This window comes from Enterococcus sp. LJL99, assembly GCF_054871725.1.
The window spans coordinates 12,159-35,838 of the sequence record NZ_JBTXLT010000012.1 but is presented as its reverse complement, the minus strand read 5'-3'; the positions used below and the strand labels follow the sequence as shown (position 1 = coordinate 35,838).

Sequence of the window (23,680 nt, the reverse complement as noted above, 5' to 3'; positions counted from 1 at the left end):
TTAATCCTCTTCTGTTTCATTTATCTTCTTTTTTAAAAGAGATAATTCTTGTGTTAATATCTTCAATTGTTTTTCTTTGTTTATTAAAGTTACTTGAGTTACTAAAGAGAAGTAAAGTAAAATACCAGTGAGAACAAACAAAGCTAAGGACGTTAAAGTCGTGATTCCAAAAAAATGGGCAACTTTATTACCGAATGCAGGGAATAAAGAGCCAAAAATCATGACTAAACCCAGAAACAACCATTTATTCATTTGTCTAACTTCAGCATGTCCTTTTCGAATCAAGTAAATAGTAAAAACAAAAAAGACAATCGCCAAAATAATGGCTAAAATTTGTAATTGAAATGGCATTATTTATGCATCCTCCTTATTTATTAATGAGGCAATAATAATAGATAATGAGACATTAATCATATAACTGGCAGAATTAATAAGACTGATACTTGATTTTCCAGTTTCTCGCTCGAACATTTTTACGCCAACTTCCTGAATCCGAACATTTTTGGCAATCAAATACATATAACTTTCAGGTTCTGGATACTGACTAGGATAGCGCTCGACAAATTGTTTGATGATTCGGCGATTGCCAGCTCTATATCCACTAGTTACATCTTTTATGTTAACACGGGTTAAGAGACGAATTAAATTTGATAAAATTTTAATGCCAAATTGTCTCGCACCTGAGGATTTAAATTCTGAATCACTGTCCGTAACATATCTCGAACCAACTGTAAAATCAGCTTGATCCTTAATAATTGGATCCACTAATTTAGACAGAGACTCAATATCATGTTGACCATCCCCATCAAATTGAACAGCAATATCATAACCATTTCTTAATGCATAAATGTAGCCTGTCTGTACAGCTCCACCAATCCCTAGATTACAAACTAATTCTACATGGTCAATATTATTTTTGACTAAAACTTCCTCTTCATTATCTGTAGAACCATCATTGATTACTAAATAATCCAAATCATAAGGACATTTTTTTTGATATTCTTTTACTTTTTTTATTACATCTAGAATTCCATCGGCTTCATTATAAGCTGGAATAATTAATAAGATTTTATGTTTTTTCATTTTCCCATCCCTATAAAAGAATTAGATATCATTCGATTTTTGATTAAATGTATAGAATTTCATTAGCATTTTTGAAATACTTTTACCCCAGTAACGTTCAAAAAGTAATTGTTCTTCAATTTCTCTCGTTTTATCTACTGTATTGTTTGTCGTTTCAGACTCTTCATGAATTCTATGATACATCAATCTTTTTCGAATATACTTGATTCTACCAGTTCTTTTCATTATTCTTTCCCAAGCATCCCAATCAAGCGTCATTTTTAAGGTTTCATCAAACTTAAATCCTTTTAAATTAATCATATTATATGAAACCGCTGGACATGAAATAAAGTTTCCAAAAGCGTATACTCTTCTTTGATACCCTTTTAAAGGCAAAATCGACATCACAGAAAGTCCTAATGTTTTTATATGCAAATTTATATTTCTTTTTCTAAGTTTATCATGATTATCGATTTCACAATAATCAGTAAAAACGATTGTATAATCATCTCGTTCTTCTAATTTTTTAATAACTGTTTTACCATAATCAGGTAAATAGATATCATCTTGATGAACAATAGTTGCGTAAGGAGTTTGTACAAATGATAAAGCATTATTCCAGTCTTTTCCTATACCGCCACCTTCAGAAGTATACATAGGAATACCAAAAGTTTCACATAGATTTTCGATATAGTCGGTAGGAGTGCTTGTATATAGACCTATCAACGAATCGTTTTGTTTTACCGACTCCTGACCAACACAAGATTCAATACATTTCTCTAAGTAAGGAGATTCTCCATATGCACATATCATAAAAGAATGTTTCGCTTTTTTCATACTATTCACAATTCCTCTTTCTATTGTAGTCATTCAATTAGTTTATTCAAAAAAATCTTCTAATTGATAAACAACTATACTATAAGTACATGTTACAACTCAGCTAAAACTTTATCTTCGTTTTAATCTATATAAAACTCGTTGTAATTTTTGACGAATCCGAAACTCCAATTTCGCAAGTTTACTTTTCTTCTCATTTAAAGTAAGTAAATTAGCAATGTGTCTAATAGCATGTTGTTGAACGTGACCAGAATTTTCTAATTCTATAATGATTTCTTTATAAACTATTGATACTTCATAAATTTCTTCTGCTTTACTGGTAAATAAAATAGCTTCTTTTTGCTTTTGTTCAAAGTTTTCCAAGAAATCATTCATTTGATTGACCAAAGAACTAATATCACCACTTGGATAAAGCTGCCCGAATTTAAACATCTCATATGCAGAAGTATGTCCAGGATTATCCGATAAAATGACCGGGATACCATTTAGTAATGCTTCAACGTAAACAAGCCCAAAAGTTTCCATTGCAGAAGGAAACACACATATATCTTTATCTGTTACTTCAGCCCAAGGATTATCTTTATTTCCTAAAAAGCGAATATTTTTTATGTGATGATCTTTTATGTATTTCGTACACTTTTCTTTATATGACTCATCACAGCCTCCGACAAAAATTAATTCAAGCTCTTTATTACGAATTTTTTCAAAAGCTTGAATCAACTCAAGTTGATTTTTTCTTTCAGATATTCGACCAATCGATACAATTCTGGATTTATTTCCAGCCTTGGGTTTATTATAAGTAATCTCAGTGTATGGAGAAAATGCTTTTACTTTTCTCTCTGGGAACAACTCACTAACTCTCTCAAATAGTTTTCCATTAACAGCAAAAATTTCTGTAGAATAGGTATCTATAAAATCTAGTTTATCTTTGTAATAAGCAAATTCATTTTCTGGAAATTCATGAATCAACCAAAAATGAGGTTTGTTTTTTATAGCAGCAGCAAGGGCTCCTTGAAATACGTTAACCGTGTTACTAATAACAAGATCTACTTGCTTTTCTTCAATTACTGTAACAATTTTATTAATCGTTTCTCTAAAAGAAGTAGCTCTATCTATTTCACTCCCAAATAGATTTCCTGGTGCATCTTCCCACCACCATCGCTGGGCATTAACTAATATACATTCAATGCCATTTGTTGAAAACTCTTTAGAATAGTCATTTGTTAACGTTTTTTGTTGCGTTGGTGCAATGTTGATTACTTGATATCCTTCACTAACTAAAAATTTCATTAGATTGAAGATAGAGACTTCTGCCCCATTATCTAACGTTCCAGTCGGAGAAATGAAAAGAACAGTCTTCATAATTATTTTCCTCACAGTTTATAAGTAGCCGTATAAAGCGACCGCAGTATTTAAAATAGTAACCATATAAATCATTTTTGTTACAAAGACGATCAATCGATCCTCATCAATGGAACTGGCAAAGTCAGCTATCGCAAAACTCGGTTTTTGAATATAAGGAGCCAGTAGCAGTGGTAAAAAAACTAAAATATAAAAATGATATCTTCCTTGAACTCCGTCCACATGTAAATCACCAATATTAAAAACTCGAGGATCACCTGAAATAGCCAAAATAGTTCCCAAAATAATTAGTAAAAAAATAGATAACGATGCAATTAAAAATGTTTTATTCAAACGTATTTTAACTAATAACGTCACCAAAATAAGTAAGACGATAAAAACGATTCCGTTTATTGCAGCAAGTGTATCTGATCGTAATAGATAAGGTTGTGGTCTTTGTATTGAACCAACAATTGTTGAAAGTACATCCGAAAGACTTCTCAATACTAGTTCCACAGAATATATAGGATGACGAAGAAAATAAATGATGTTTGAACTCTCTCCATTTCCATCACTAGCTTTTTCCAAGATTGGACTTGAAGCTCTAAATATCTCAAAAATTTTAGCTTGTATCAACCAAATAAGACCTAAAAATAAAAAGAAACCGGTAATGAATAAATTTTTCAATAACATTAGACCACTATCATACTTCTCTTTAGGTATAAACAAAGGTAAAAATGCTAATAATATGGTAGGAGCTTTACAGAATACCAAGCCTAAACAGGTTAATTCATATAAAATAATATCCCTCGTGGTAACTTTGTTCTTTGGTCCTAAAAAGTTAGTGATTTGTGCAATAATAAGTATAACTAGCCCATAATATAAATTATCATACGTATACCCTACTGAAACCCATAGGGCATAGGGAACCGCGCTTGCTAAAAAAATTTGAAGTTTATAGTTTTTGCTTAGTTTTATAGCCAATAAAACTAAAAGGGCATAAAACAATACGTTAAAAATACGACCGAGATAATAGGAAACAGCAATTTTATTACTAATCAATCTTCCAAAGCTTATTCCCAATGCACTAGGAATATAAGCTGGATTATTAAATCCTGACTTATTTAATAACTCCTCTTTATATTCAGAAGGTTTATGCTCAATTTCAAAAAATTCTTTATAGTATAGATTAGTATTTAAATCATTCCCATATCCTGGCTTACTAGGCATTTTTGTTTCTGCAAGAAAATCAGGAGAAATATCTAAAAAATTCATTTCATTTGTTTGATTTATTATTTTACCATCTGCTAATTCTAATGCATGGTAATAGTGAGTATTCTCATCTAAATTTTGTCGTACAGGAAGGATGAACGTATTCAATGTTCCTACAGTTAAAATGAGGACAAAGGCATTTCGATGGATTTTGTTCTGATTATTTAGTCTAGAGAAAGTAAAGACCAGAACAAAAAAAACAACTGCTAAAATTATATAAAGTTTTGGCCAACGTACTTCTTTATATTGTAACAGAAATTGTCCAAACACTAAAAAAATAAGCGAGCAAAAAATTAATATACGATTTTTATTAAGTTCCTTAACATTTTCTTTAATCAAGTTCATTTATTTAACCCCTTAAAAATTTTGTTAATTCATCCTCATGTTCAATTGTTATCGCTTGTTCCAAAATAAATTTATTCGCATTTTCAGCAATTTTTTTTCTTAGTTCAAATGATTGAATCATGGTATCTAACGAATCATACCAATCTGAATCGTTCACTAAAACACCTGTTTCATTATTTGTAATCATTTCTTTAAATGCACCTAAATTACTAGCAACGGTAGGAACTTTTACCAATGATGCTTCGATCCACTTAATTTCTGATTTGGCTTCGTTAAAAATCGAATTAACTAAAGGAGCTATGTTTATATCTACTTCACTAATCAATTGGGGTAATTCTTGCCAGTTGACAAATGGATGGATTTTTATTCTATCTTTATATGGTTTGATATCATCAGGTAAGTCTAGATGTCCAACTAGATGAAGCTCCACATGATTATACTTTTTCATTAATTGTATAATGGCTTGTTTGACAAGTTCAAAATTTTCATTATGTGTGATAGAGCCTGAAAAATAACCAATTTTTACAGAAGTGCCTTCCACATTATATTGTTTCTCTGTCCTTTGACTTATTTTCACTAGTTCATGATTAGCTAAATTTCTATTTAATAACACTAAGTCTTTATATTTATGGAGTTCCTCTTTCATCTTCAGTGTTGAAGTGACAACCCCATCACATAACTCCATCATATCTCCGTAACTAATCACACCATTATCATAATTTCTTTTTTCAGTTTCTGAAAGTTGTTGAACATAAGATAGCTGATCGGTGAATGCTGTATCAATAACTAAGTCATCAATATCATAAAAAATTGGTTTATGATTTGACCGAGCCAAACGTACTAATTCAATCAATTGAGAATTCAGAGGCGCTCTGTATATGATAATATGACTGGCATGTTCAGCATATCCCATTTGAAAAGTTGAAAGATTTACTACCCAAACCGCATATCCCAAAGATTCTAGCTGTTCTTTTTTATTCATAACCCTATAATTTGTTAATTGTGGTATCACATTTTCGACCCCATCAATAATTAAAATATGCTGTTTTACTTTTTTATTTTTTACTTCAAACATGATTTGATCAATAATCGACATCGGATAATCGGTTTCTGTTTTTAAATATTCAATTAATGCTGGAACTTCCGTTTCTCTACTTAATCCTTGCCACGCAAACTTCTCATTTGTATAATTTGCGAAGGCCGTATATTTAATCAAAGGACTTCCATCCTTAACCATTCTTAAAGGATGAATATACATCGGACTATCTATATTATCTTCAATTAAAGCGCTATGTGTAAACCCTAAATCCTCAAAGTGCTTGGTAAATACTGTCTCATGTTTCCCTATCGCCTTATATCTGGAGTCTGTATCGTTCAGTGCTGTCCAATAATCATAAAAATCGTCGCTTACTAATAACGATTTCTCAATAACTAAAAAGTAAGATTGTAAATGTATTGGAATATAGCCATATTTATTAAATTCAGTGAAGTCATTTTGCTCTTCTCCATATGAAATTCCCCAAAAATCTACTTCCTTTTGATTCATTTTAGAAAACGCAATAGAGAGATCTTCGATTGGGCCAACATTCGTATCATTTACCAGTAAAAGTTCATCATAATCATTTAAGCCAGATTTCCCAAGATAATTGATACCATAACGAAAAGCGGCAGTATCATAACCACTGTTATCTCTTATTTCAACATGACCTATTTTAGATAAGTTTTGGATATCAGAATCAGGTAACTGCCCATTAACAACAATCAATACATTGTCAACAAATTTAGCTAAGGATTTCAAAAAATATAACTTATATTCTTGAAGTTGATCTTGCCCTTCATAAATAACAAAAATTAGCATGCGTCTAGGATTATTATAGTTATTATTTTTCCTTTGGATTCTTCTTTTTTGTTTAAAATATACTTTTTTCACACTAGGTATGTTAGTTATTTTTCTACTCAAATAATTCTTTACTTTTCTTAGAGTCAAAAAAAATATTTTAGGATTTTTAATCACTTTTTTACAATAACTAAGGGGTTTGATAACAAAATTACCGATTCTAAACGATGCTGAACTTAAAATTTCATTTTTATCATTTTCTAATAATGAAATAACATTTTTTAAATGCTTATTTTCATTGGTCAAGTTTTGTTTTTCTTTCAATAATTGATTTTCTTTATTTTTTATGTATTCGATTTCCTTCTGTAACGATTCACTTTGTTGCAATAACTCTTGAATGGTGCTTTCTTGATTGTTTATATGAACTTCTAGATTTGAAAGATGTTGAATTAAATCAGTTAATCTCGCTGAAAGAGTCATGATGTTCTCTTGTACTGCCGCTAAAATTTCATAAGGATAATTTTTGACATATTTTTTTAAAATATATAAATATACCTCATAATAATATTTTTCTGTGGCATGATCTCCTTCTCTAGAAATAGAGTTGGCTAATACACGATAATTTAATTTTGCACCTTCACATTTTGTTGGGATTGCTTGATTTAACAAAATCAGTCCCATAATAAAATCATAATCTACTAACTTTTTTCTATTAAGTTCCAAATCATATGTGTAGGAGTTAATTTTTTCTTTTCGCAATAAAGAACAGTTATCAATATAGTTTGATGCCAAGTAAGTTTTAAGAGTGAAAGGTTTTGCTTCCATAAAAATTTCTTGTGTCTCAATATTAAACAAATCTGTATACACAATATCCGCCTGACTTGTATTCGCTGTATAAACCAATTTTTCAATAAAGTCATCATCAAGATAATTATCACTATCTACAAATAGTAGAAATTCTCCACTTGCCCATTCTAAACCACGATTTCTAGTAACACAAATACCAGAATTTACTTGAGAAATATATTCTGTATTTTCAAATGGAGAACTAGATATTAACTCTTCAATAATATCTCCAGAATGATCCGTTGATCCATCATTTATAATTAACAATTCTATATTGTTATAGGTTTGTGTAAAAATACTATTTAAACACTGAGCAATATAGGCTTCGTGATTATAGCAAGTGACAATTACAGAAACTAAATCTTTCACTTTTTGACCCCATCCTTACTTGTATTTATTCCCTAAACTAACTTTTATTTTATATCTTTCTATTCCGCTATCCATAAACCATTTCTTCTTATAACACCACTACTTGAAATCCGCTCACTTTTTGTCATATTTTCACGTTTGGCTACAATAATAACTGGTGAGTTCTCTTTATCTGCAAATGCAAAGGGTTCATCTTTATCATTACGAATAGAAACGTTTAATTTAATTGTACAACCATTCAATTCGTTAAGGCTACACTTATATCTTAACTGTTTATGTCCTTTTCCTTCAGTAATTGAATCATAAGAATTATCATTGTACAACCAAATATTTTTATCAATATCTACCATTGAAAAAGCAACGTATGTTTTCATTTCTTCAATCACATCATATGAAATCATAAATTCGACCTCTGTACTATCATTATCGAAATCTATGATGGTAGTTGAAAGTAGTTCTACTTTTAAATTTTCAATCATTTTTTGTTCTTCTTTAACTTCAACTTCCTCATCTGATTCACCTTCAATAACAGTAGCAGAACCAGTATCTGTCACATTAGAAAGAGAATATTGATTTGCAACATCTTCAGGTGTGCCAATTATTTTAACTTCACCTTTATCAATCATCATTGCCTTATTGCAATATTTGCGAACAGCATCCATTGAATGAGTAACCAAAACAATTGTTTTTTTATCTTCTCTAGCTTTCATAAAATAATCATTACATTTTCTTTGGAACGCTTCATCTCCAACTGCTAAAACCTCATCCAAAACTAAGATATCACTTTTAGATTGAATTGCGACTGAAAAAGCTAGGCGAACTTGCATACCACTAGAGTAATTTTTTAATTTTTGATTCATAAAATCACCAAGTTCGGCAAATTCAACTATATCTCCATACATCTCGTCGATTTCACTAGTTGAAAAACCTAGCAAGGCACCATTTAAATAAACATTTTCTTTCCCCGACAATTCTTGATTAAAGCCAACACCAAGCTCGATAAAAGAGACTAGTTTACCATTAATATCAACAGTTCCATGTTCAGGAACATAAATTTGAGAAATAATTTTTAATAATGTAGATTTTCCACTACCATTTCTTCCTACTATACCGAAAAAATCGCCTTTTTCAACTTCAAACGAGATATTTCTAAGAACTTTTTGTTCTCTATAGCCCTTAATTCCTTGAAAATAGTTAACAATTGTTCTCTTTAGACTATTTGTATTTTCAGTAGGAAGTTTAAAACTTTTACTGATTTCAGTTACTTTTATTGCACTCTCTTTTTTCATAATTAAAGAATCTCCGCAAACTTTTTAGAATTTTTATTGAATATTAAGAATCCAGCTATTAAAACGACAAAAGGTATTACATATGGAATTAACACAATAAATTTATTGTCTATTAGTTGCCAAACAGTGGTATTTACAGGACTTGTAAACCAGTACCGCATATCTTGAATCATTTGAGCCATTGGATTTAATAGTAATATTTTGGCAATTTGAATGTCAGCTTTTTCAATGATTAATTTTACTGGATAAATTATCGGAGTCATATATAAACCGATTTGTAAAAGGACATCCCATACTGGAGCAATATCTCTAAAACGAACATAAATCGTTGCCAAGATTAATGCGCAGCCTAAGGAAAATGCATATAATTCAATGAAAATAAGTGGTGCTAAAAGCCCGTATATCGATAGATCTACTTGATTGATTAAACCAAAAATAAACACAATAACTAAGCTAATGATCAAATTAATAAAGGCATTGATAGAAATTGAAACAACTACAATATAAGTTGGAAAATTAAGTTTTCTTAACAAATCACCTCTGTTAACAATCGAAACCATCCCTAAACTAGTTGTTTCACTAAAAAAGCCCCATAAAACTTGTCCCAAAAGTAAAGCAACTGCAAAATGAGGTACATCATCTCCAAAGCGTAGAAAGTAGATAAAAACCACATACATAACAGCAAATAACATTACTGGTCTTAAAACTGACCATAAATAACCAATAACACTACCTTGATACCTTAATTTGAAATCAGTTTTTACTAATTCTTTTAACAATATTCTGTTCTTTTTTTCAAACATTCTAGGACCTACCTCAAATCTATTTTATTAACAATACTATTAACAGATACAATCCAATTTTAAGTTGGAAAGACACGGTAATATCTTGTTGTAACCCTATTTCAAAATAGCTTTATATCACTATCAATCGTTATTCATTATAGCTTTGCCTATTTCATAAATTTTATTCACTAAACTACAGCTTCATCAAATTTTATCAATGCATCGAAAAAAATTGAGTGATTTAATTTTCAGCCATGGTAAATTTATCACTCTATTATACTAAACTTTTCCATTCAATACTATTTTCATAAAAATTGAGGTTGAGACAAAGGTAAAGACAATTTTTCCCAAACCTCCTCACTTCAAACTATTTTTCTAATCTCGTCCAAACAAATCACGTGAATAAACTTTAGCTTGAACATCCTCTAATTCATCTTCAAAGCGATTAGATACAATCACATCTGAAATTGCTTTAAATTCAGCCAAATTTTTAATAACTCTTGAATTGTAAAAGCTTTCTTCAGCTAAGGTCGGCTCATAAACAACAACTTCGATTCCTTTTGCTTTCAAACGTTTCATGATGCCTTGAATGGATGAATAACGGAAATTATCTGAATTAGCTTTCATTGTTAAACGGAAGATTCCTACTTTTTTAGGATTTTTTGCTAGAATTTGTTCTGCAATAAAATCTTTTCTTGTACGATTCGCGTCTACGATTGCGCCAATGATATTATTTGGTACATCTTCATAATTCGCACGTAATTGTTTGGTATCTTTTGGTAAGCAGTACCCACCATAGCCAAATGAAGGATTATTATAATGGGTTCCGATTCTTGGATCTAACCCGACTCCTTCAATAATTTGTTTAGAATCTAACCCGCGTGCTTCAGCGTAAGTATCAAGCTCATTAAAATAAGCAACTCTCAATGCTAAATACGTATTTGAAAATAATTTAATTGCTTCTGCTTCAGTATCATGTGTAAGTAAAACAGGGGCATCTTTTGCTACCGTATTTCTTAAAAACATATCAGCTAATTCTTGCCCACGTTCTGATACTTCCCCAATCACAATTCTTGAAGGATGTAAGTTATCGTACAACGCACGACCTTCACGAAGGAATTCCGGGGAGAAGATAATATTCTTTGTACCATATTTTTTTCGAATAGACTCTGTGTAGCCTACCGGAACTGTTGATTTAATAATAAAAACAGCATCTGGTCGAATCGTTAACGCTTGTTCAATCACCGATTCTACGGTAGACGTATTGAAATAATTTTTTTCCGGATCATAGTCTGTTGGCGTAGCGATAATCAAGTAATCAGCGAACAATACAGCTTTTTCGAAATCTGTCGTAAATTCAACATTTAAATCTTTGCGTTCCATAAATTCATGAATTTCTTTATCTTCTAAAGGTGATTTACCGGCTTGTAATAGTTTAATTTTTTCATCAACAATATCATACGCTTTTACTTGTTCATTTTGTGCTAATAGTAAAGCATTTGCTAATCCTACATATCCTAAACCAAAAATTGAAATTTTCATTTTTCATACTCCCCTCTTATTATAAAATTAAACTATAATTATTTTACTACTTTTTGATTTAACATCATTTCCAATGCTTCTTGCCAAGTTGGAATAACAAAGCCTAAAGCTTTTGCTTTCTCAAGATTCATTACAGAATACTTAGGTCTAGTGGCTTTTTGCGGAAATTGCGTTGAATCAACAGGCAACACTTCAACTTCTGTATTTTTTAAAATCTCTTTAGCGAAGTCATACCAGCTACAACTATCATCATTTGATAAATGATAGATACCATATGGCGCTTGCTCTTTAACAACAAAAACCATAAATTCAGCTAATGTTCTTGTCCAAGTCGGACGACCAAATTGATCATTTACGACAGTCAATGTGTCCCGTGTTTTGGCTAAATTTTGCATAGTAAAAACAAAGTTATGTCCATACTGACCAAAAACCCATGATGTACGAATGATATAGTATCTATCCAGCGTTTTACGAACGATTTCTTCGCCCAATAACTTTGTTCTGCCATATTCACTTTGAGGATTTGTTTGATCATCTACTTGATAGGTATCATCTTTTTTGGTACCATCAAACACATAATCCGTACTGATATAAACTAACGTTGCATCTACAGCTTTAGCCGCTTGCGCAACATTTTCAGTTCCTGTAACATTAATTTTTTCATCTAATTCCTTGCCTTCATCTTCTGCTTTATCAACAGCTGTATACGCAGCGCAGTGATAGATGATTTCAGGCTTTAATTCTTTAATAAATGTCATTGTTTTTTCTGCATCTGTAATATCCATTTCATTCGCATCTGTAGAAATATATTCAAGTCCTTGTTCATCCAACAAATGACGTAGTTCAGTCCCTAATTGTCCATTACCACCAGTTAAAAGTATCATTACTTTATTTCCTCCTCAAGTAAAAAGGCAGGATCGATCCTGCCTAACGACTTTCTATTCCACTCAATTTGTGTCAGGTTATCATTAAAAATAGTACGCTATTTTTTATTGACCATTTTTCGCATAATTCGCTTCTACTGAATCTTTTTCAGCTTTCCACCAATTTTCGTTTTCTGAATACCATTTGATTGTTTCTGCTAAACCATCGCGGAAATTAGTGAATTCTGGTTCCCAGCCTAGCTCTTCTCTTAATTTCGTCGAATCAATCGCATAACGCAAGTCATGACCTGGACGATCATTAACATGTTCATAGGCATCTTTTGGTTGACCCATTAACTCTAAAATCAACTCAATCACAGCTTTGTTATCTTCTTCGCCATCCGCACCAATCAAATAAGTTTCGCCTAAACGACCTTTGGTTAAAATTGCCCAAACAGCTGAAGAATGATCGTTCGTATGAATCCAGTCACGTACATTTTTCCCTGCGCCATATAATTTCGGTTTATTCCCACTAAGCACATTGGTGATTTGGCGTGGGATAAATTTTTCAATATGTTGATACGGTCCATAATTATTTGAACAGTTTGAAATCGTTGCTTTTAAACCAAACGAACGAGTCCACGCTTTTACAAGTAAATCAGAACCAGCTTTTGTTGATGAGTATGGACTAGATGGATTATAAGGCGTTTCTGCTGTAAATTTTTCGCCTTGTCCTTCTCCATGACCTGGTAAATCTTCTCTAAGAGGTAAATCTCCATACACTTCATCAGTAGAAACATGATGATAACGCACGTTATACTTCCGACATGCTTCAATCAATGTATACGTACCAATAATATTCGTTTGAACAAATGGAAATGGATCATTTAATGAATTGTCATTGTGTGATTCTGCTGCATAGTGCACAACTGCATCTGTATTTTGTACTAATTTATTCACTAATTCTGCATCAGCAATATCGCCAACAACCAATTCAACACGATCGCTTGGCAAGCCATCAAGATTTTTTTCATTTCCAGCATAAGTTAATTTATCTAAGACGGTAACATGAACTTCGGGATGATTATTCACCACATAGTGAACAAAATTTGATCCGATGAAACCCGCTCCACCAGTAACAATGATGTTTTTCATTTCGAATTCTCTCCTATTAATCTATCTAGATTTCACCATAAATAAATGGATTTTGATTTTCAAATTCTTTTAATGTTGGATGTTTTTGATCCTTCTCAGAAGTGATTGCTTTTTTTATATCGATTGGCCAATCAATACCTAAATCTGGATCATCAAATGCAATCCCACCATCTGCTGGCGCATTATAATAATTATCACATTTATATAGGAAGTTCACATTATCCGTTAAGGTCACAAAACCATGAGCATAACCTTTTGGTACTAGTAATTGACGATGATTATGTTCAGATAAAATATAGCCTTCCCATTGACCGTAAGTTGGACTTCCTTTACGAATATCAACGATTACGTCTAATACAGCGCCTGTAACCACACGAATTAACTTCGTTTGTGCGGCCTCACCTTTTTGAAAATGTAAGCCTCTTAAAACACCCGCTTCTGTAGACAATGAGTGATTATCTTGTACAAAGTCAAAATCCAAACCATGTTCCGCAAACTTTTCTTTTGAATAACTTTCAGTAAAAAAACCACGATGGTCGCCAAAAACGTCCATTTCAATGATTTTTACATCTTGCAATTTAGTATCTAGTACTTTCATTTTCTATTCGCCCCTACTCTGACTCAGCTAATCTTAATAAATATTGTCCATAACCATTTTTCTTCAATGGCTGTGCTAATTCAATCAATTGTTCTTTCGAGATATAGTTCATTCTATATGCAATCTCTTCCAAGCAAGCTACTTTTAAGTTTTGGCGTTTCTCGATTGTCTCAATAAAAGTCGAAGCTTCTAAAAGAGATTCATGAGTTCCAGTATCTAACCATGCATATCCTCTACCCATTAATTCAACAGACAATTTATTTTTTTCTAGATAGACTTTATTTACATCCGTGATTTCTAATTCACCACGATCAGAGGGTTTGATATTTTTTGCTATTTCAACGACATCATTATCGTAAAAATACAGACCTGTCACAGCATAATTAGATTTTGGTTTTTCAGGTTTTTCTTCAATCGAAAGAGCCTGCATTTCCTTATCAAATTCTACAACACCAAATCGTTCAGGATCATTCACATGATAGCCAAATACAGTTGCTCCTTCTTCTTTAGCCGCAGCACGTTGCAACATTTTAGACAAGCCACCACCATAATAAATATTATCTCCTAAAACCAGACAAACACTATCATCGCCAATAAACTCTTCTCCAATAATGAATGCTTGCGCCAAGCCATCAGGACTTTCTTGCACAGCGTATTCAATATGAATCCCTAAATCTTTTCCATCACCAAACAAACCTTCAAAACGTGGTGTGTCCTCTGGTGTTGAGATAATCAAAATTTCAGTAATTCCTGCTAACATTAAAGTTGACATTGGGTAGTAAATCATTGGTTTATCATATATAGGCATCAATTGTTTTGATGTGGCTTTTGTCAATGGATATAATCTTGTTCCACTGCCTCCAGCTAAAATAATTCCTTTCATAGAAAGCTCCTTTAAAAATCATTCATTTTTTTATTTATCCTTAGTATTATCGCATTATACGTTTCGCTTGTCATTCGTTTTAGTAATATTTTACAAAAATGTAAACTAACGTTAATCTTATTTTCTCTTTATTCCACGTTTAATCAAAGCAGAAACTAATGATGTCCGCCAACTTAATTGCTGTAAAAACGATGAATCTGTAGCGATTTCACTAACATTATCTTCATGACGGCGATACAAAGTCAAAGGTTCATCAATAAACGCTGATTTATTTTCCCACTCACTAATCAAGGCAATCCACATATCATGCATCGGAATAGTCGGCGGAAAAGGTAGTACTTTTTCTTTTAGAGTACTTCTAAAAGCCATGCCAGCCCCAATATAACCGCTACGGATAATGTTTTTCACAAACCCTTTTCTGACTTTACGATAAGCAAAATAAGAGGGTTCGATTGGCTTTAGCTCCGTATCAACAATGACTAAATCAGCAACAACTAAATTTATTTCTGGATGATTCTCGAAATACTCTTTAATCACTGATACTTTTTCAGGTAGCCATATATCGTCTTGATCGGCTAAAAAAATAAATTCACCTTGACTCTGTTGGATTGCATTTTCAAAATTCGCAATAACCCCTTTTCCAGGGCCATTTATCAACTTTATACGATGGTCTTTTTGCGCGTAATTTTCTAACAATGTCAATGTTTCGTCAGTTGAACCATCATCCGAAATAATCAATTCATCTGTTGAGGCTAATTGCGGTAAAATACTTGCTAGCTGCTCGTTTAAAAAGCGTTCCCCATTATAGGTCGCCATGCAAACTGAAATCATTTACTCACCTCTCATCAAGCTTAAATATTCAGCAACTGTCCTATGCCAAATTTTACGATTTTTGACCGTTAAAAATTGTTTAAGCGCTCTAAGTAATAAATGCTTTTTATAGGTCGAAAACTTGCCAATTTGATACTTTTTATAAAACAATGTTTCAGCTGAAATAATTGATTCATATCTACCGATAGTGACTGTTCGATAGTTCAACACAGATAAATCGTGTTCAAGTATGGTATCTAAAACCTTAATTTTTTTCTGCTTTTGACCAATTTCCCAAAAAAGCCAATGATCTAAATAATCAAGTGGGAAATCAAGATTGAATTCTCCAAGCAGTTCAAGCGTTTCTTTTGGTAAAACCGTTCCAGAGTTAATTGCCATAACCGCTTCATATTTCCCTGCTTTAGGAAATGAGGATTGCCCGCTAACATAGTCATCATTAAATACCGGAGAAATTTGTCTTCCTTTACACTGAACAATTGGTACAAATGCTCCAATGTCATTTTGCGGATGAAGTTGCTCTATTTTTGCTATATAATCTTCTGACAATAATGTATCCTGATCTAATAATAAAAGAAAATCGGCATTTATCTCAAACAGTAATTTTTTTGCTGCATTATACGCTTTAGCTAGTCCAGGATTGCTGGGATCATGCATATAATGCACGCGCTCATTATCAAAAAAATCATTGGTTTGCTTATGTTTACTATTATCGTAAATTAACAGACTATAATTTCCTTGCTCTAATAGCTTTTTTAGCAACAAATAACTTGGTGTATCTGCGAATTCATTTTCATAGAGTACGATTGTAATAACTATTTTGTAAGGCATCAGAAAAACTTCCACCCCCACTTATTAAAAAATCTCCCCATCGATTGCAAAAAGATTTTAAACAGTTTTTTACTTTTATGTGCCCCTTTTTCATAAAGATGAGTAACGGTCTCAAAAGGCGTATACAAAATTTTATACCCCGCTTGACCAAAACGAAGGCACAAATCGTTATCTTCAAAATACATAAAGAAGCGTTCATCAAAACCACCAATTTGCTTAAAAACAGCATTGTCGATCACCATCAAGCAACCAGACCCCATTTTTATATAAGAGGTATTTGAATCTGGCAAATCACGACATTCGTAAAAACTAAGTCGTTTATGAAATAGTTTTTTGATAAACTTAAATGGAATGAAGCGTAACATATAATCAAAAACATCCAGTTTTTGTCTCACTAAATATTGTGTTGTCCCGTCTGCATTCAAAACTTTGGGACAAACCATTGCAATTTGCTCATCAGACTTCAGTCGTTCAATCATTTTATCCATCGCCTGCTTTGTTAAAAGGATATCAGGGTTAAAGATAATGCCATATTTAGCATCTGTTTTCTTTAAAACATAATTATGTCCATAACCAAAACCATGATTTTCGTTTGATTTATGTATAGTGATTAATGATTTATAGCGCTCCAACTCCGCTAAATAATCTTGTTCAGAATGATTATCAAAAATGTGGATTTCATACTGAGAATCATTTCCTACTTCTCTTTTTAAATTATCCAGCACCTCAAATATATGTCGGCTATTATGCGTTACAATAGAGATGATTACTCTCTCATTCAATTTATTACACCTCATTTAAAAGAAGCATACGAAAATCATATGCTTCAAGCTCTATCCTATCCAATTATACCACAGTAAAAAAGAGAAATCAGTAATTACAATAGTCCTTACTTTTTCTTAGCATGTTTACCTAGTTTTTTATCAATTTGTTCTCTTCTAAACTCTTTATTTCCTAGCATGCGTAAAATATACATCAACGGCTGATGACTTTCTCCAACTAAACCAATCAATTCAATGAATAATTCCAAGCCTATTAAAGAAAATACAATCAGCAAAATAGAGGCTAAACTGCTTGCGTAACTAAACAGTAGTGCTACAAAAGAAAATACTAATGCCAATGCATAAATCGTCATGACGGCTCCCTTATGGGTAAAACCTAAAAATAATAATCGATGATGTAAGTGCATTTTATCTGCTGAAGAAATCGGACGTTTATTCAACAGGCGGCGAATAATCGCATAAACAGTGTCTGTAATCGGAACACCTAGAATAATCATTGGTGTGATTACTGTAATAAAAGTAGCATTTTTCAATCCCTGTAAAGACATTACAGCAACCATAAATCCTAAAAACAAAGCGCCAGTATCACCAAGAAATATTTTAGCAGGATAAAAATTGTAGGGGAAAAAACCAGCAATACTTGCTACTAAAACAAAAATCACAATTGGGATATAAACCGTCTTAGCATGTAAAAAGAAATAACCAATTACACCAATTGTTGTCAAACTAATAATTGAAACACCTGATGTCAACCCATCTAAGCCATCAATCAAATTAAACGCATTCGTAATGGCTAAAATCCAAAATAACGTCAATGGCAAACTAAACCAACGAAGATCCAACTGACCAAAAAAAGGTAAAGTAACCAAATCAATCCGGATATCTGTTTGAAAATAAATAACTAAAGCACCTAATAAAATGCCTACTGTTTTCATCCTTGGCGAAAGTTCCTTAATATCATCAATTAATCCAGTCAACACAACTATACCTGCCGCTATAATAATTGGTAAAATATATTCTCTAGGAATGATTGCTTGAAACAAAAAGAGACAAGAAAATGAAAAAACTGTATAAATACTTAAACCGCCTGCTGTAGGCATAATTTTTTTATTGATTCGTCTTTCTCCCGGCTCATCATACGCTCCTATCCTAAATGCAAAAATTTTAATAATCGGAGTAAGGATTAATGACAAGATAAAGGTCAAAAAAAGACGTAAAAAAACGTCATAAATGAACATCGACATTTGGAAACCCACTTTCTTAATATACAACGTACATTATACCTTATCGTCAAACATTTACAAGTTAGAACAAACGTTTCTATTATGAGATAATTGAAGACGCTGGCAACATTAATTTCCGTTGATGCTAAAGTATTTATCAACAAAAATATGAATTGTTAGACTATTTTTCCCACTAAACTTCTTCATCACTAAGTAAGCTTAGTTTTTAAACAGTCACCTGTAGAAATCACATCTAAACTAAAATAAATCTATTTTTTAATCTTACTTTTCATTTTTTTAACATATTTATTCAATGAACGATTACGATCTTCAATTTTCCCTTTAGATAGATATTCTTCTACGACCGCATTAATTATCGCTCCTAAAATTATGATTGTCGCCGCAAAATTTAGCCACAACATCAAAACGACAAAACTCCCAATAATCTGATAGCCGGCAATCTTTGAACTGAAATAATTAAGATACAGTCCAAAAACTTGAGACAATAACATCCAACCGACAGTAGCAAAAACTGCGCCAGGAAAGACCGATCGAAAAGAAAGCCTAGCATTAGGGATCATTTGATAAAGCAAATACATAATTAGCAACAGGACTAACGCTGTAATTGGCCACTTCAATGTTTGAAATGTATCGATATAATTTGTAGAAAAATTCAAAATTGGCTGTAATAAGTGCAAAATAGTCTGACCCAGTCCCATGACTACAACAACGCCAACTAGAGCCGCTAGTAAAAGTAGCAAAACAACCAGAGACATGATTCGCATAACAATAAAATTTTGTCGTTTCTCAACACCAAAAGCTTTATTCATCGCGATCTGAAGAGCATTAATACTTTTACTGGCACTCCACAATGCTGCTAACGCTGATAAAGATAATAAACTGCCAGAACGCTGCGTCAAAAGCGATTTAATCGCAGGTTCCAAATCCTGATAAATCGAACTCGGAATTGCCTCCGCAATGTAAGGAAGAACCTCATCTGGATTAATGCGCAAATAAGGTAAAATATTCCCAACTGCAATAAGTAAAGGAAAAAGGGACAAGAGTAAGTAATAAGCCACAACCACTGAAGTATTACTTATCTCAGATTCAATCATTCTTGTTTGCGTCGTTTCAATAAAACGCTTCAAGCGCTCATTGCTTTTTATTTTGTCCACTAATTTCATTCTGATCTCCTTTAGGATGCGCTTAGTAGGTCAATTCTTCTCCTTGTGAAGTCAAGATTTTAGGCCCATCTTTTGTAATCGCTAATGTATGTTCAAATTGACAACTAATACCACCATCTAACGTATATGCGGTCCAACCGTTAGGATCCATCTTCATCCGCCAAGTCCCTGTATTGACCATTGGCTCGATTGTGATAACCATTCCCTCTTTTAAACGCAGTCCTTTTCCAGCTTGACCATAATGAGGAATCGCTGGACTTTCATGGATTGTTGGGCCAATACCATGACCGACAAAATCTCTTACTACAGATAAATTTTCGCCTTCAACATACGTTTGAATTGCATGCCCAATATCTCCAATTCGATTACCAACTTGTGCTTGTTCAATTCCTAAATACAACGCTTTTTTGGTTACTTCCATTAAATGATCTAATTCAGGTGTTGATTCACCAACAATATATGACCAGCAAGAATCAGACATGGCACCTTTTAAATCAATACACATATCGACTTTGATCAAATCGCCATCTTTTAAAGCAACTTTCCGAGGAAATCCATGACAAATTTCATCATTGATACTGCAACAAGTCGCATACTCATAACCTTCAAAACCAATTTGAGCTGCTACTCCTCCATGGCTTTCAATAAACTCTCTTACAAAAACTTCAATGTCCCAACTAGTAATTCCTGGTTTTATAAACGTGCGTAAATGACGGTGAACATCAGCCAGTAACTCGCCAGATTCATCCATCATCTCAATTTCTCTTGGTGATTTTAATGTGATCATTTACTATCGTCTCCTAATCTTTGTACTAAATGTATTTTATCATAATTTACGGATTTTACACGAGAAAGAAAGAGCTTCTTTATATTTTTTAATTTTTTCTCTTTTCCTCTTTATTCCATTATTGAAAAAGGAAAGTTATAAATCGTTTCGTTATCGACTTATTTTAGCTGATTTGTTTTTAATAAAGGATCACTAATCTATAACAATACCCTACAAATGTAAAGGCATTTTACTACATATGCTTACTAGATTTTCATAAATTCTTTCACTAATGATAGGACTTCATTACGATGGGGAATTTTGAAAAACAGACTATTTGAAGTTCATGATTGAATTATCACTAGTCAAGACCTTTGATTTAGACAATCGAACCATTTTTTATAATTTACTTTCCCTTTCATCTTCTGATATAATCAAGGCTGTACTATTTTTATAAGGAGGAAATGAAATGACCTTAGCTAAAATTGTTTATGCAAGCATGACTGGAAATACAGAAGAAATTGCCGATATCGTCGCTGAAACTTTAGAAAATCTAGCAATTGATGTTGAAATCAATGAATGTACACAAGTTGAAGCAGAAGATTTTTCTGATGCCGATATATGTGTTATTGCTACTTACACATATGGTGATGGTGAATTACCAGATGAAATCGTTGATTTTTATGAAGAGCTTCAAGAAATTGATTTAACAGGAAAAATTTATGGTGTCTGTGGTTCTGGAGATACTTTTTATGATGAATTTTGTAAATCTGTCGATGATTTTGATGCAGCCTTCGCCAAAACTGGCGCAACTAAAGGAACAGATACTGTTAAAGTTGATTTAGCAGCAGAAGAAGAAGATATTCAAAATCTTGAAGCTTTTGCTAAGAAATTAGCTGAAGCAGTTAACTAATAAAAACTGGAACAACAGACTATTTTTGCCTAGTTGTTCCAGTTTTTTTCTTAAATATCAATTGGATATTCTCTTTCCAAAATATTCTCAATGCTTTCTTTCATCAAACGTTCGATTTGTTGATCATTAGGTTTGATTACTCCTGAAGTCATCAATGCAGCAATCCCTGTTGCTACAATCCATGTACCAAAATGAAGTGATTCAATTTGAGTATCGTCCAAACCTTCGTAATCCGGATCTTTCTTCACCGCGTTAGAAAAGTAATTGTAAGAGAATTCTTGCATCCTTTGTCCCCCACCATATTCTTCTAAATAAAGTGCACGGTACAATTTGTTTTCATTTTTTGCAAAATGGATATAGTTCAACGCCAAATCAACAATTGTATTTCCTGTATGCTCCACTGGAAAAACTTCATCAGCTAAATAATGATGTATCTTTTCAAATAATTCTTCTTTCAAATCGTCCATGTTTTTAAATTCTAAATAGATAGGTTGTGTCGAACATTTCATTTTATTTGCAATATTTCTAGCAGTAAACTTGGAAAAACCTTCTGTTGCCACTACTTCATAAGCTGCACTCAATATTTGATCCTTAGTGATCGTTTTTTTTCTAGCCATAATCATTCAATCCCCTCTACCGATGCTTTACAGCGTTAACATGAATACTTTATATGTTATTGTAACATGATTTATTTAATCTGCAAAATACTTATCTTTTTTTATGATATAGCACCTAACTTTTTTATTATTTTTGTTAATTTTAAAAAGAAAACTACAACTTTCATTATAATCTTAGATATTTGAGTTCATTAATTTTACATGTTATTATATTCTCGATTCATTCATAAAAAAATTAGGAGGCTTTTCATGGTTTTAGCAAATTTCAGTGATAACTTAAAAAAATATGCGCAATTAATTGTAGAAACAGGCGTAAATGTTCAAAAGGGTCAAATGGTGGTTCTACAAATCAGTGTCGATCAAGCGCCATTAGCTCGTTTGATTACAAAAGAAGCTTATCGTTTAGGTGCAGGAGACGTGATTGTTCAATGGAATGATGACAGTATTCAACGTGAATTTTTAATTCATGCTGACCAAACAAACTTGGAAACCATCCCTCAATATAAAATAGATCAAACGGATGATTGGGTAAAAAAAGGCGCTAGTAGAATCAGTGTTGTCTCTTCAAACCCAGAAGCTTTAGCTGGCGTTGATTCTACCCGTGTAGCTACTTTTCAAGCAGCTTCAGGTAAAGCATTGAAAAATCTAAGAAAAGCAACACAAGCAAATAAAGTTAGTTGGACAGTCGTTGCTGCAGCAGGAAAAGAATGGGCAGCTAAAGTCTTTCCAACGCTAAACACTAGTGAAGAACAAGTAGATGCTTTGTGGGATCAAATCTTCAAAACAACTCGTATTTACAGTGAAAATCCAATCAATGCTTGGCAACAACATGACCAAAAATTAGCTTCAAAAGCGGAAGAACTAAATAAAGAACAATTTACTGCTTTACATTATACGGCTCCTGGAACCGATTTAACGGTTGGCTTACCTAAGAATCATATTTGGGAAGGCGCTGGTAGTGACAATGCTCGTGGTGAAAAATTTATGGCAAATATGCCCACTGAAGAAGTTTTTACAGCTCCTGATAGCCGCCGTGTCGATGGTTATGTTTCCAGTACGAAACCACTAAGCTATGCTGGAACAACCATTTCTGGCATGAAATTCACCTTTAAGGAAGGTAAAGTCGTTGAGTTTTCTGCTGAAAAGGGCGAAGAAGTTTTAGCTAAATTGTTAGATACTGATGAAGGCGCACGTCGTTTGGGTGAAGTTGCACTTGTTCCCGACCCATCGCCTATCTCTCAATCTGGGATTACTTTCTATAATACCTTATTCGATGAAAATGCCTCTAATCATTTAGCTTTTGGTTCTGCCTATGCATTTAATGTCGAAAATGGGACTGAAATGAGTGAAGAAGAATTGGTAGAAGTCGGTTTAAATCGCAGTCATACACATGTTGATTTTATGATTGGCTCTAATCAAATGTCAGTTGATGGCATTAAAGAAGACGGCACTCGCGTTGCCATTTTCCGCAATGGTGATTGGGCGTAATCGTTCATTTAATTAACCATGATA

General features: G+C 32.6%; 22 protein-coding genes. 2 read left to right on the top strand and 20 right to left on the bottom strand.

Annotated features, from left to right (window positions below):
• The 19 genes from ACYSNW_RS15175 to map all read right to left on the bottom strand — a co-directional run bounded on the left by ACYSNW_RS15175 (position 1) and on the right by map (position 20,659).
• Positions 1–351, bottom strand: coding sequence for a DUF2304 family protein (locus ACYSNW_RS15175; RefSeq protein ID WP_461745899.1), 351 nt, complete (start codon positions 349–351; stop codon positions 1–3).
• A gap of 3 nt (positions 352–354) precedes the next feature.
• A complete protein-coding gene (locus tag ACYSNW_RS15170; protein ID WP_461745897.1) occupies positions 355–1,083 on the bottom strand; it encodes a glycosyltransferase family 2 protein in 729 nt (242 codons plus the stop codon).
• A 21-nt stretch (positions 1,084–1,104) separates the two neighbouring features.
• On the bottom strand, positions 1,105–1,899 hold the full coding sequence (locus tag ACYSNW_RS15165; RefSeq protein ID WP_461745895.1) for a glycosyltransferase: 795 nt from the start codon (positions 1,897–1,899) through the stop codon (positions 1,105–1,107).
• A gap of 111 nt (positions 1,900–2,010) precedes the next feature.
• Complete coding sequence (locus ACYSNW_RS15160) at positions 2,011–3,264, bottom strand: glycosyltransferase family 4 protein (RefSeq protein WP_461746033.1); 1,254 nt, start codon at positions 3,262–3,264, stop codon at positions 2,011–2,013.
• Positions 3,265–3,279: 15 nt separating this feature from the next.
• Positions 3,280–4,851 carry a DUF2142 domain-containing protein gene (locus ACYSNW_RS15155; protein ID WP_461745893.1) on the bottom strand — a complete coding sequence of 524 codons (1,572 nt, stop codon included), beginning with the start codon at positions 4,849–4,851 and terminating at the stop codon, positions 3,280–3,282.
• A gap of 10 nt (positions 4,852–4,861) precedes the next feature.
• On the bottom strand, positions 4,862–7,909 hold the full coding sequence (locus ACYSNW_RS15150; RefSeq protein WP_461745891.1) for a rhamnan synthesis F family protein: 3,048 nt from the start codon (positions 7,907–7,909) through the stop codon (positions 4,862–4,864).
• 59 nt (positions 7,910–7,968) lie between these two features.
• On the bottom strand, positions 7,969–9,198 hold the full coding sequence (locus ACYSNW_RS15145; RefSeq protein WP_461745889.1) for an ABC transporter ATP-binding protein: 1,230 nt from the start codon (positions 9,196–9,198) through the stop codon (positions 7,969–7,971).
• 2 nt (positions 9,199–9,200) lie between these two features.
• Positions 9,201–10,001 carry an ABC transporter permease gene (locus tag ACYSNW_RS15140; protein WP_461745887.1) on the bottom strand — a complete coding sequence of 267 codons (801 nt, stop codon included), beginning with the start codon at positions 9,999–10,001 and terminating at the stop codon, positions 9,201–9,203.
• A 357-nt stretch (positions 10,002–10,358) separates the two neighbouring features.
• Positions 10,359–11,525, bottom strand: coding sequence for a nucleotide sugar dehydrogenase (locus ACYSNW_RS15135; RefSeq protein WP_461745885.1), 1,167 nt, complete (start codon positions 11,523–11,525; stop codon positions 10,359–10,361).
• Between the two features lie 38 nt (positions 11,526–11,563).
• A complete protein-coding gene (gene rfbD, locus ACYSNW_RS15130) occupies positions 11,564–12,409 on the bottom strand; it encodes a dTDP-4-dehydrorhamnose reductase (protein WP_461745883.1) in 846 nt (281 codons plus the stop codon).
• A 105-nt stretch (positions 12,410–12,514) separates the two neighbouring features.
• On the bottom strand, positions 12,515–13,543 hold the full coding sequence (rfbB, locus tag ACYSNW_RS15125) for a dTDP-glucose 4,6-dehydratase (RefSeq protein WP_461745881.1): 1,029 nt from the start codon (positions 13,541–13,543) through the stop codon (positions 12,515–12,517).
• Positions 13,544–13,568: 25 nt separating this feature from the next.
• The gene (rfbC, locus tag ACYSNW_RS15120) at positions 13,569–14,141 is read right to left on the bottom strand and encodes a dTDP-4-dehydrorhamnose 3,5-epimerase (protein ID WP_461745879.1); all 573 of its coding nucleotides are present in this window, start codon (positions 14,139–14,141) and stop codon (positions 13,569–13,571) included.
• A 13-nt stretch (positions 14,142–14,154) separates the two neighbouring features.
• A complete protein-coding gene (gene rfbA, locus ACYSNW_RS15115; protein WP_461745877.1) occupies positions 14,155–15,024 on the bottom strand; it encodes a glucose-1-phosphate thymidylyltransferase RfbA in 870 nt (289 codons plus the stop codon).
• 117 nt (positions 15,025–15,141) lie between these two features.
• On the bottom strand, positions 15,142–15,855 hold the full coding sequence (locus ACYSNW_RS15110) for a glycosyltransferase family 2 protein (protein ID WP_461745875.1): 714 nt from the start codon (positions 15,853–15,855) through the stop codon (positions 15,142–15,144).
• Complete coding sequence (locus tag ACYSNW_RS15105) at positions 15,856–16,683, bottom strand: glycosyltransferase (RefSeq protein WP_461745873.1); 828 nt, start codon at positions 16,681–16,683, stop codon at positions 15,856–15,858.
• A complete protein-coding gene (locus tag ACYSNW_RS15100; RefSeq protein WP_461745871.1) occupies positions 16,683–17,465 on the bottom strand; it encodes a glycosyltransferase family 2 protein in 783 nt (260 codons plus the stop codon). The genes ACYSNW_RS15105 and ACYSNW_RS15100 overlap by 1 nt, the downstream gene beginning before the upstream one ends.
• A 107-nt stretch (positions 17,466–17,572) precedes the next feature.
• The gene (locus ACYSNW_RS15095; RefSeq protein WP_461745869.1) at positions 17,573–18,709 is read right to left on the bottom strand and encodes a glycosyltransferase family 4 protein; all 1,137 of its coding nucleotides are present in this window, start codon (positions 18,707–18,709) and stop codon (positions 17,573–17,575) included.
• Positions 18,710–18,957: 248 nt separating this feature from the next.
• Positions 18,958–19,872: a YihY/virulence factor BrkB family protein gene (locus tag ACYSNW_RS15090; protein ID WP_461745867.1), complete on the bottom strand. Its 915-nt coding sequence runs from the start codon at positions 19,870–19,872 to the stop codon at positions 18,958–18,960.
• A 22-nt stretch (positions 19,873–19,894) separates the two neighbouring features.
• Entirely contained in the window at positions 19,895–20,659 is a 765-nt protein-coding gene (gene map, locus ACYSNW_RS15085; protein ID WP_461745865.1) for a type I methionyl aminopeptidase, read from the bottom strand.
• Positions 20,660–21,107: 448 nt separating this feature from the next.
• Here map and ACYSNW_RS15080 point away from each other — a divergent pair, with 448 nt between their 5' ends.
• Entirely contained in the window at positions 21,108–21,551 is a 444-nt protein-coding gene (locus ACYSNW_RS15080) for a flavodoxin (protein ID WP_461745863.1), read from the top strand.
• A 50-nt stretch (positions 21,552–21,601) separates the two neighbouring features.
• On the opposite strand, the gene ACYSNW_RS15075 is transcribed toward ACYSNW_RS15080, so the two are convergent.
• Positions 21,602–22,168 carry a TetR/AcrR family transcriptional regulator gene (locus ACYSNW_RS15075; RefSeq protein ID WP_461745861.1) on the bottom strand — a complete coding sequence of 189 codons (567 nt, stop codon included), beginning with the start codon at positions 22,166–22,168 and terminating at the stop codon, positions 21,602–21,604.
• A 249-nt stretch (positions 22,169–22,417) separates the two neighbouring features.
• Here ACYSNW_RS15075 and ACYSNW_RS15070 point away from each other — a divergent pair, with 249 nt between their 5' ends.
• Entirely contained in the window at positions 22,418–23,656 is a 1,239-nt protein-coding gene (locus tag ACYSNW_RS15070; RefSeq protein WP_461745859.1) for an aminopeptidase, read from the top strand.
• The last annotated feature ends 24 nt before the right edge of the window (positions 23,657–23,680 follow it).

Bases quoted from the DNA above. Each gene is read 5' to 3' on its own strand.
- ACYSNW_RS15075 (WP_461745861.1), bottom strand. From the start codon at position 22,168: ATGGCTAGAAAAAAAACGATCACTAAGGATCAAATATTGAGTGCAGCT.
- rfbD (WP_461745883.1), bottom strand. From the start codon at position 12,409: ATGATACTTTTAACTGGTGGTAATGGACAATTAGGGACTGAACTACGT.
- rfbA (WP_461745877.1), bottom strand. From the start codon at position 15,024: ATGAAAGGAATTATTTTAGCTGGAGGCAGTGGAACAAGATTATATCCA.
- ACYSNW_RS15175 (WP_461745899.1), bottom strand. From the start codon at position 351: ATGCCATTTCAATTACAAATTTTAGCCATTATTTTGGCGATTGTCTTT.
- map (WP_461745865.1), bottom strand. From the start codon at position 20,659: ATGATCACATTAAAATCACCAAGAGAAATTGAGATGATGGATGAATCT.
- rfbB (WP_461745881.1), bottom strand. From the start codon at position 13,543: ATGAAAAACATCATTGTTACTGGTGGAGCGGGTTTCATCGGATCAAAT.
- ACYSNW_RS15135 (WP_461745885.1), bottom strand. From the start codon at position 11,525: ATGAAAATTTCAATTTTTGGTTTAGGATATGTAGGATTAGCAAATGCT.
- ACYSNW_RS15095 (WP_461745869.1), bottom strand. From the start codon at position 18,709: ATGTCGATGTTCATTTATGACGTTTTTTTACGTCTTTTTTTGACCTTT.
- ACYSNW_RS15170 (WP_461745897.1), bottom strand. From the start codon at position 1,083: ATGAAAAAACATAAAATCTTATTAATTATTCCAGCTTATAATGAAGCC.
- ACYSNW_RS15140 (WP_461745887.1), bottom strand. From the start codon at position 10,001: ATGTTTGAAAAAAAGAACAGAATATTGTTAAAAGAATTAGTAAAAACT.
- rfbC (WP_461745879.1), bottom strand. From the start codon at position 14,141: ATGAAAGTACTAGATACTAAATTGCAAGATGTAAAAATCATTGAAATG.
- ACYSNW_RS15110 (WP_461745875.1), bottom strand. From the start codon at position 15,855: ATGATTTCAGTTTGCATGGCGACCTATAATGGGGAACGCTTTTTAAAC.
- ACYSNW_RS15165 (WP_461745895.1), bottom strand. From the start codon at position 1,899: ATGAAAAAAGCGAAACATTCTTTTATGATATGTGCATATGGAGAATCT.
- ACYSNW_RS15080 (WP_461745863.1), top strand. From the start codon at position 21,108: ATGACCTTAGCTAAAATTGTTTATGCAAGCATGACTGGAAATACAGAA.
- ACYSNW_RS15105 (WP_461745873.1), bottom strand. From the start codon at position 16,683: ATGCCTTACAAAATAGTTATTACAATCGTACTCTATGAAAATGAATTC.
- ACYSNW_RS15090 (WP_461745867.1), bottom strand. From the start codon at position 19,872: ATGAAATTAGTGGACAAAATAAAAAGCAATGAGCGCTTGAAGCGTTTT.
- ACYSNW_RS15070 (WP_461745859.1), top strand. From the start codon at position 22,418: ATGGTTTTAGCAAATTTCAGTGATAACTTAAAAAAATATGCGCAATTA.
- ACYSNW_RS15145 (WP_461745889.1), bottom strand. From the start codon at position 9,198: ATGAAAAAAGAGAGTGCAATAAAAGTAACTGAAATCAGTAAAAGTTTT.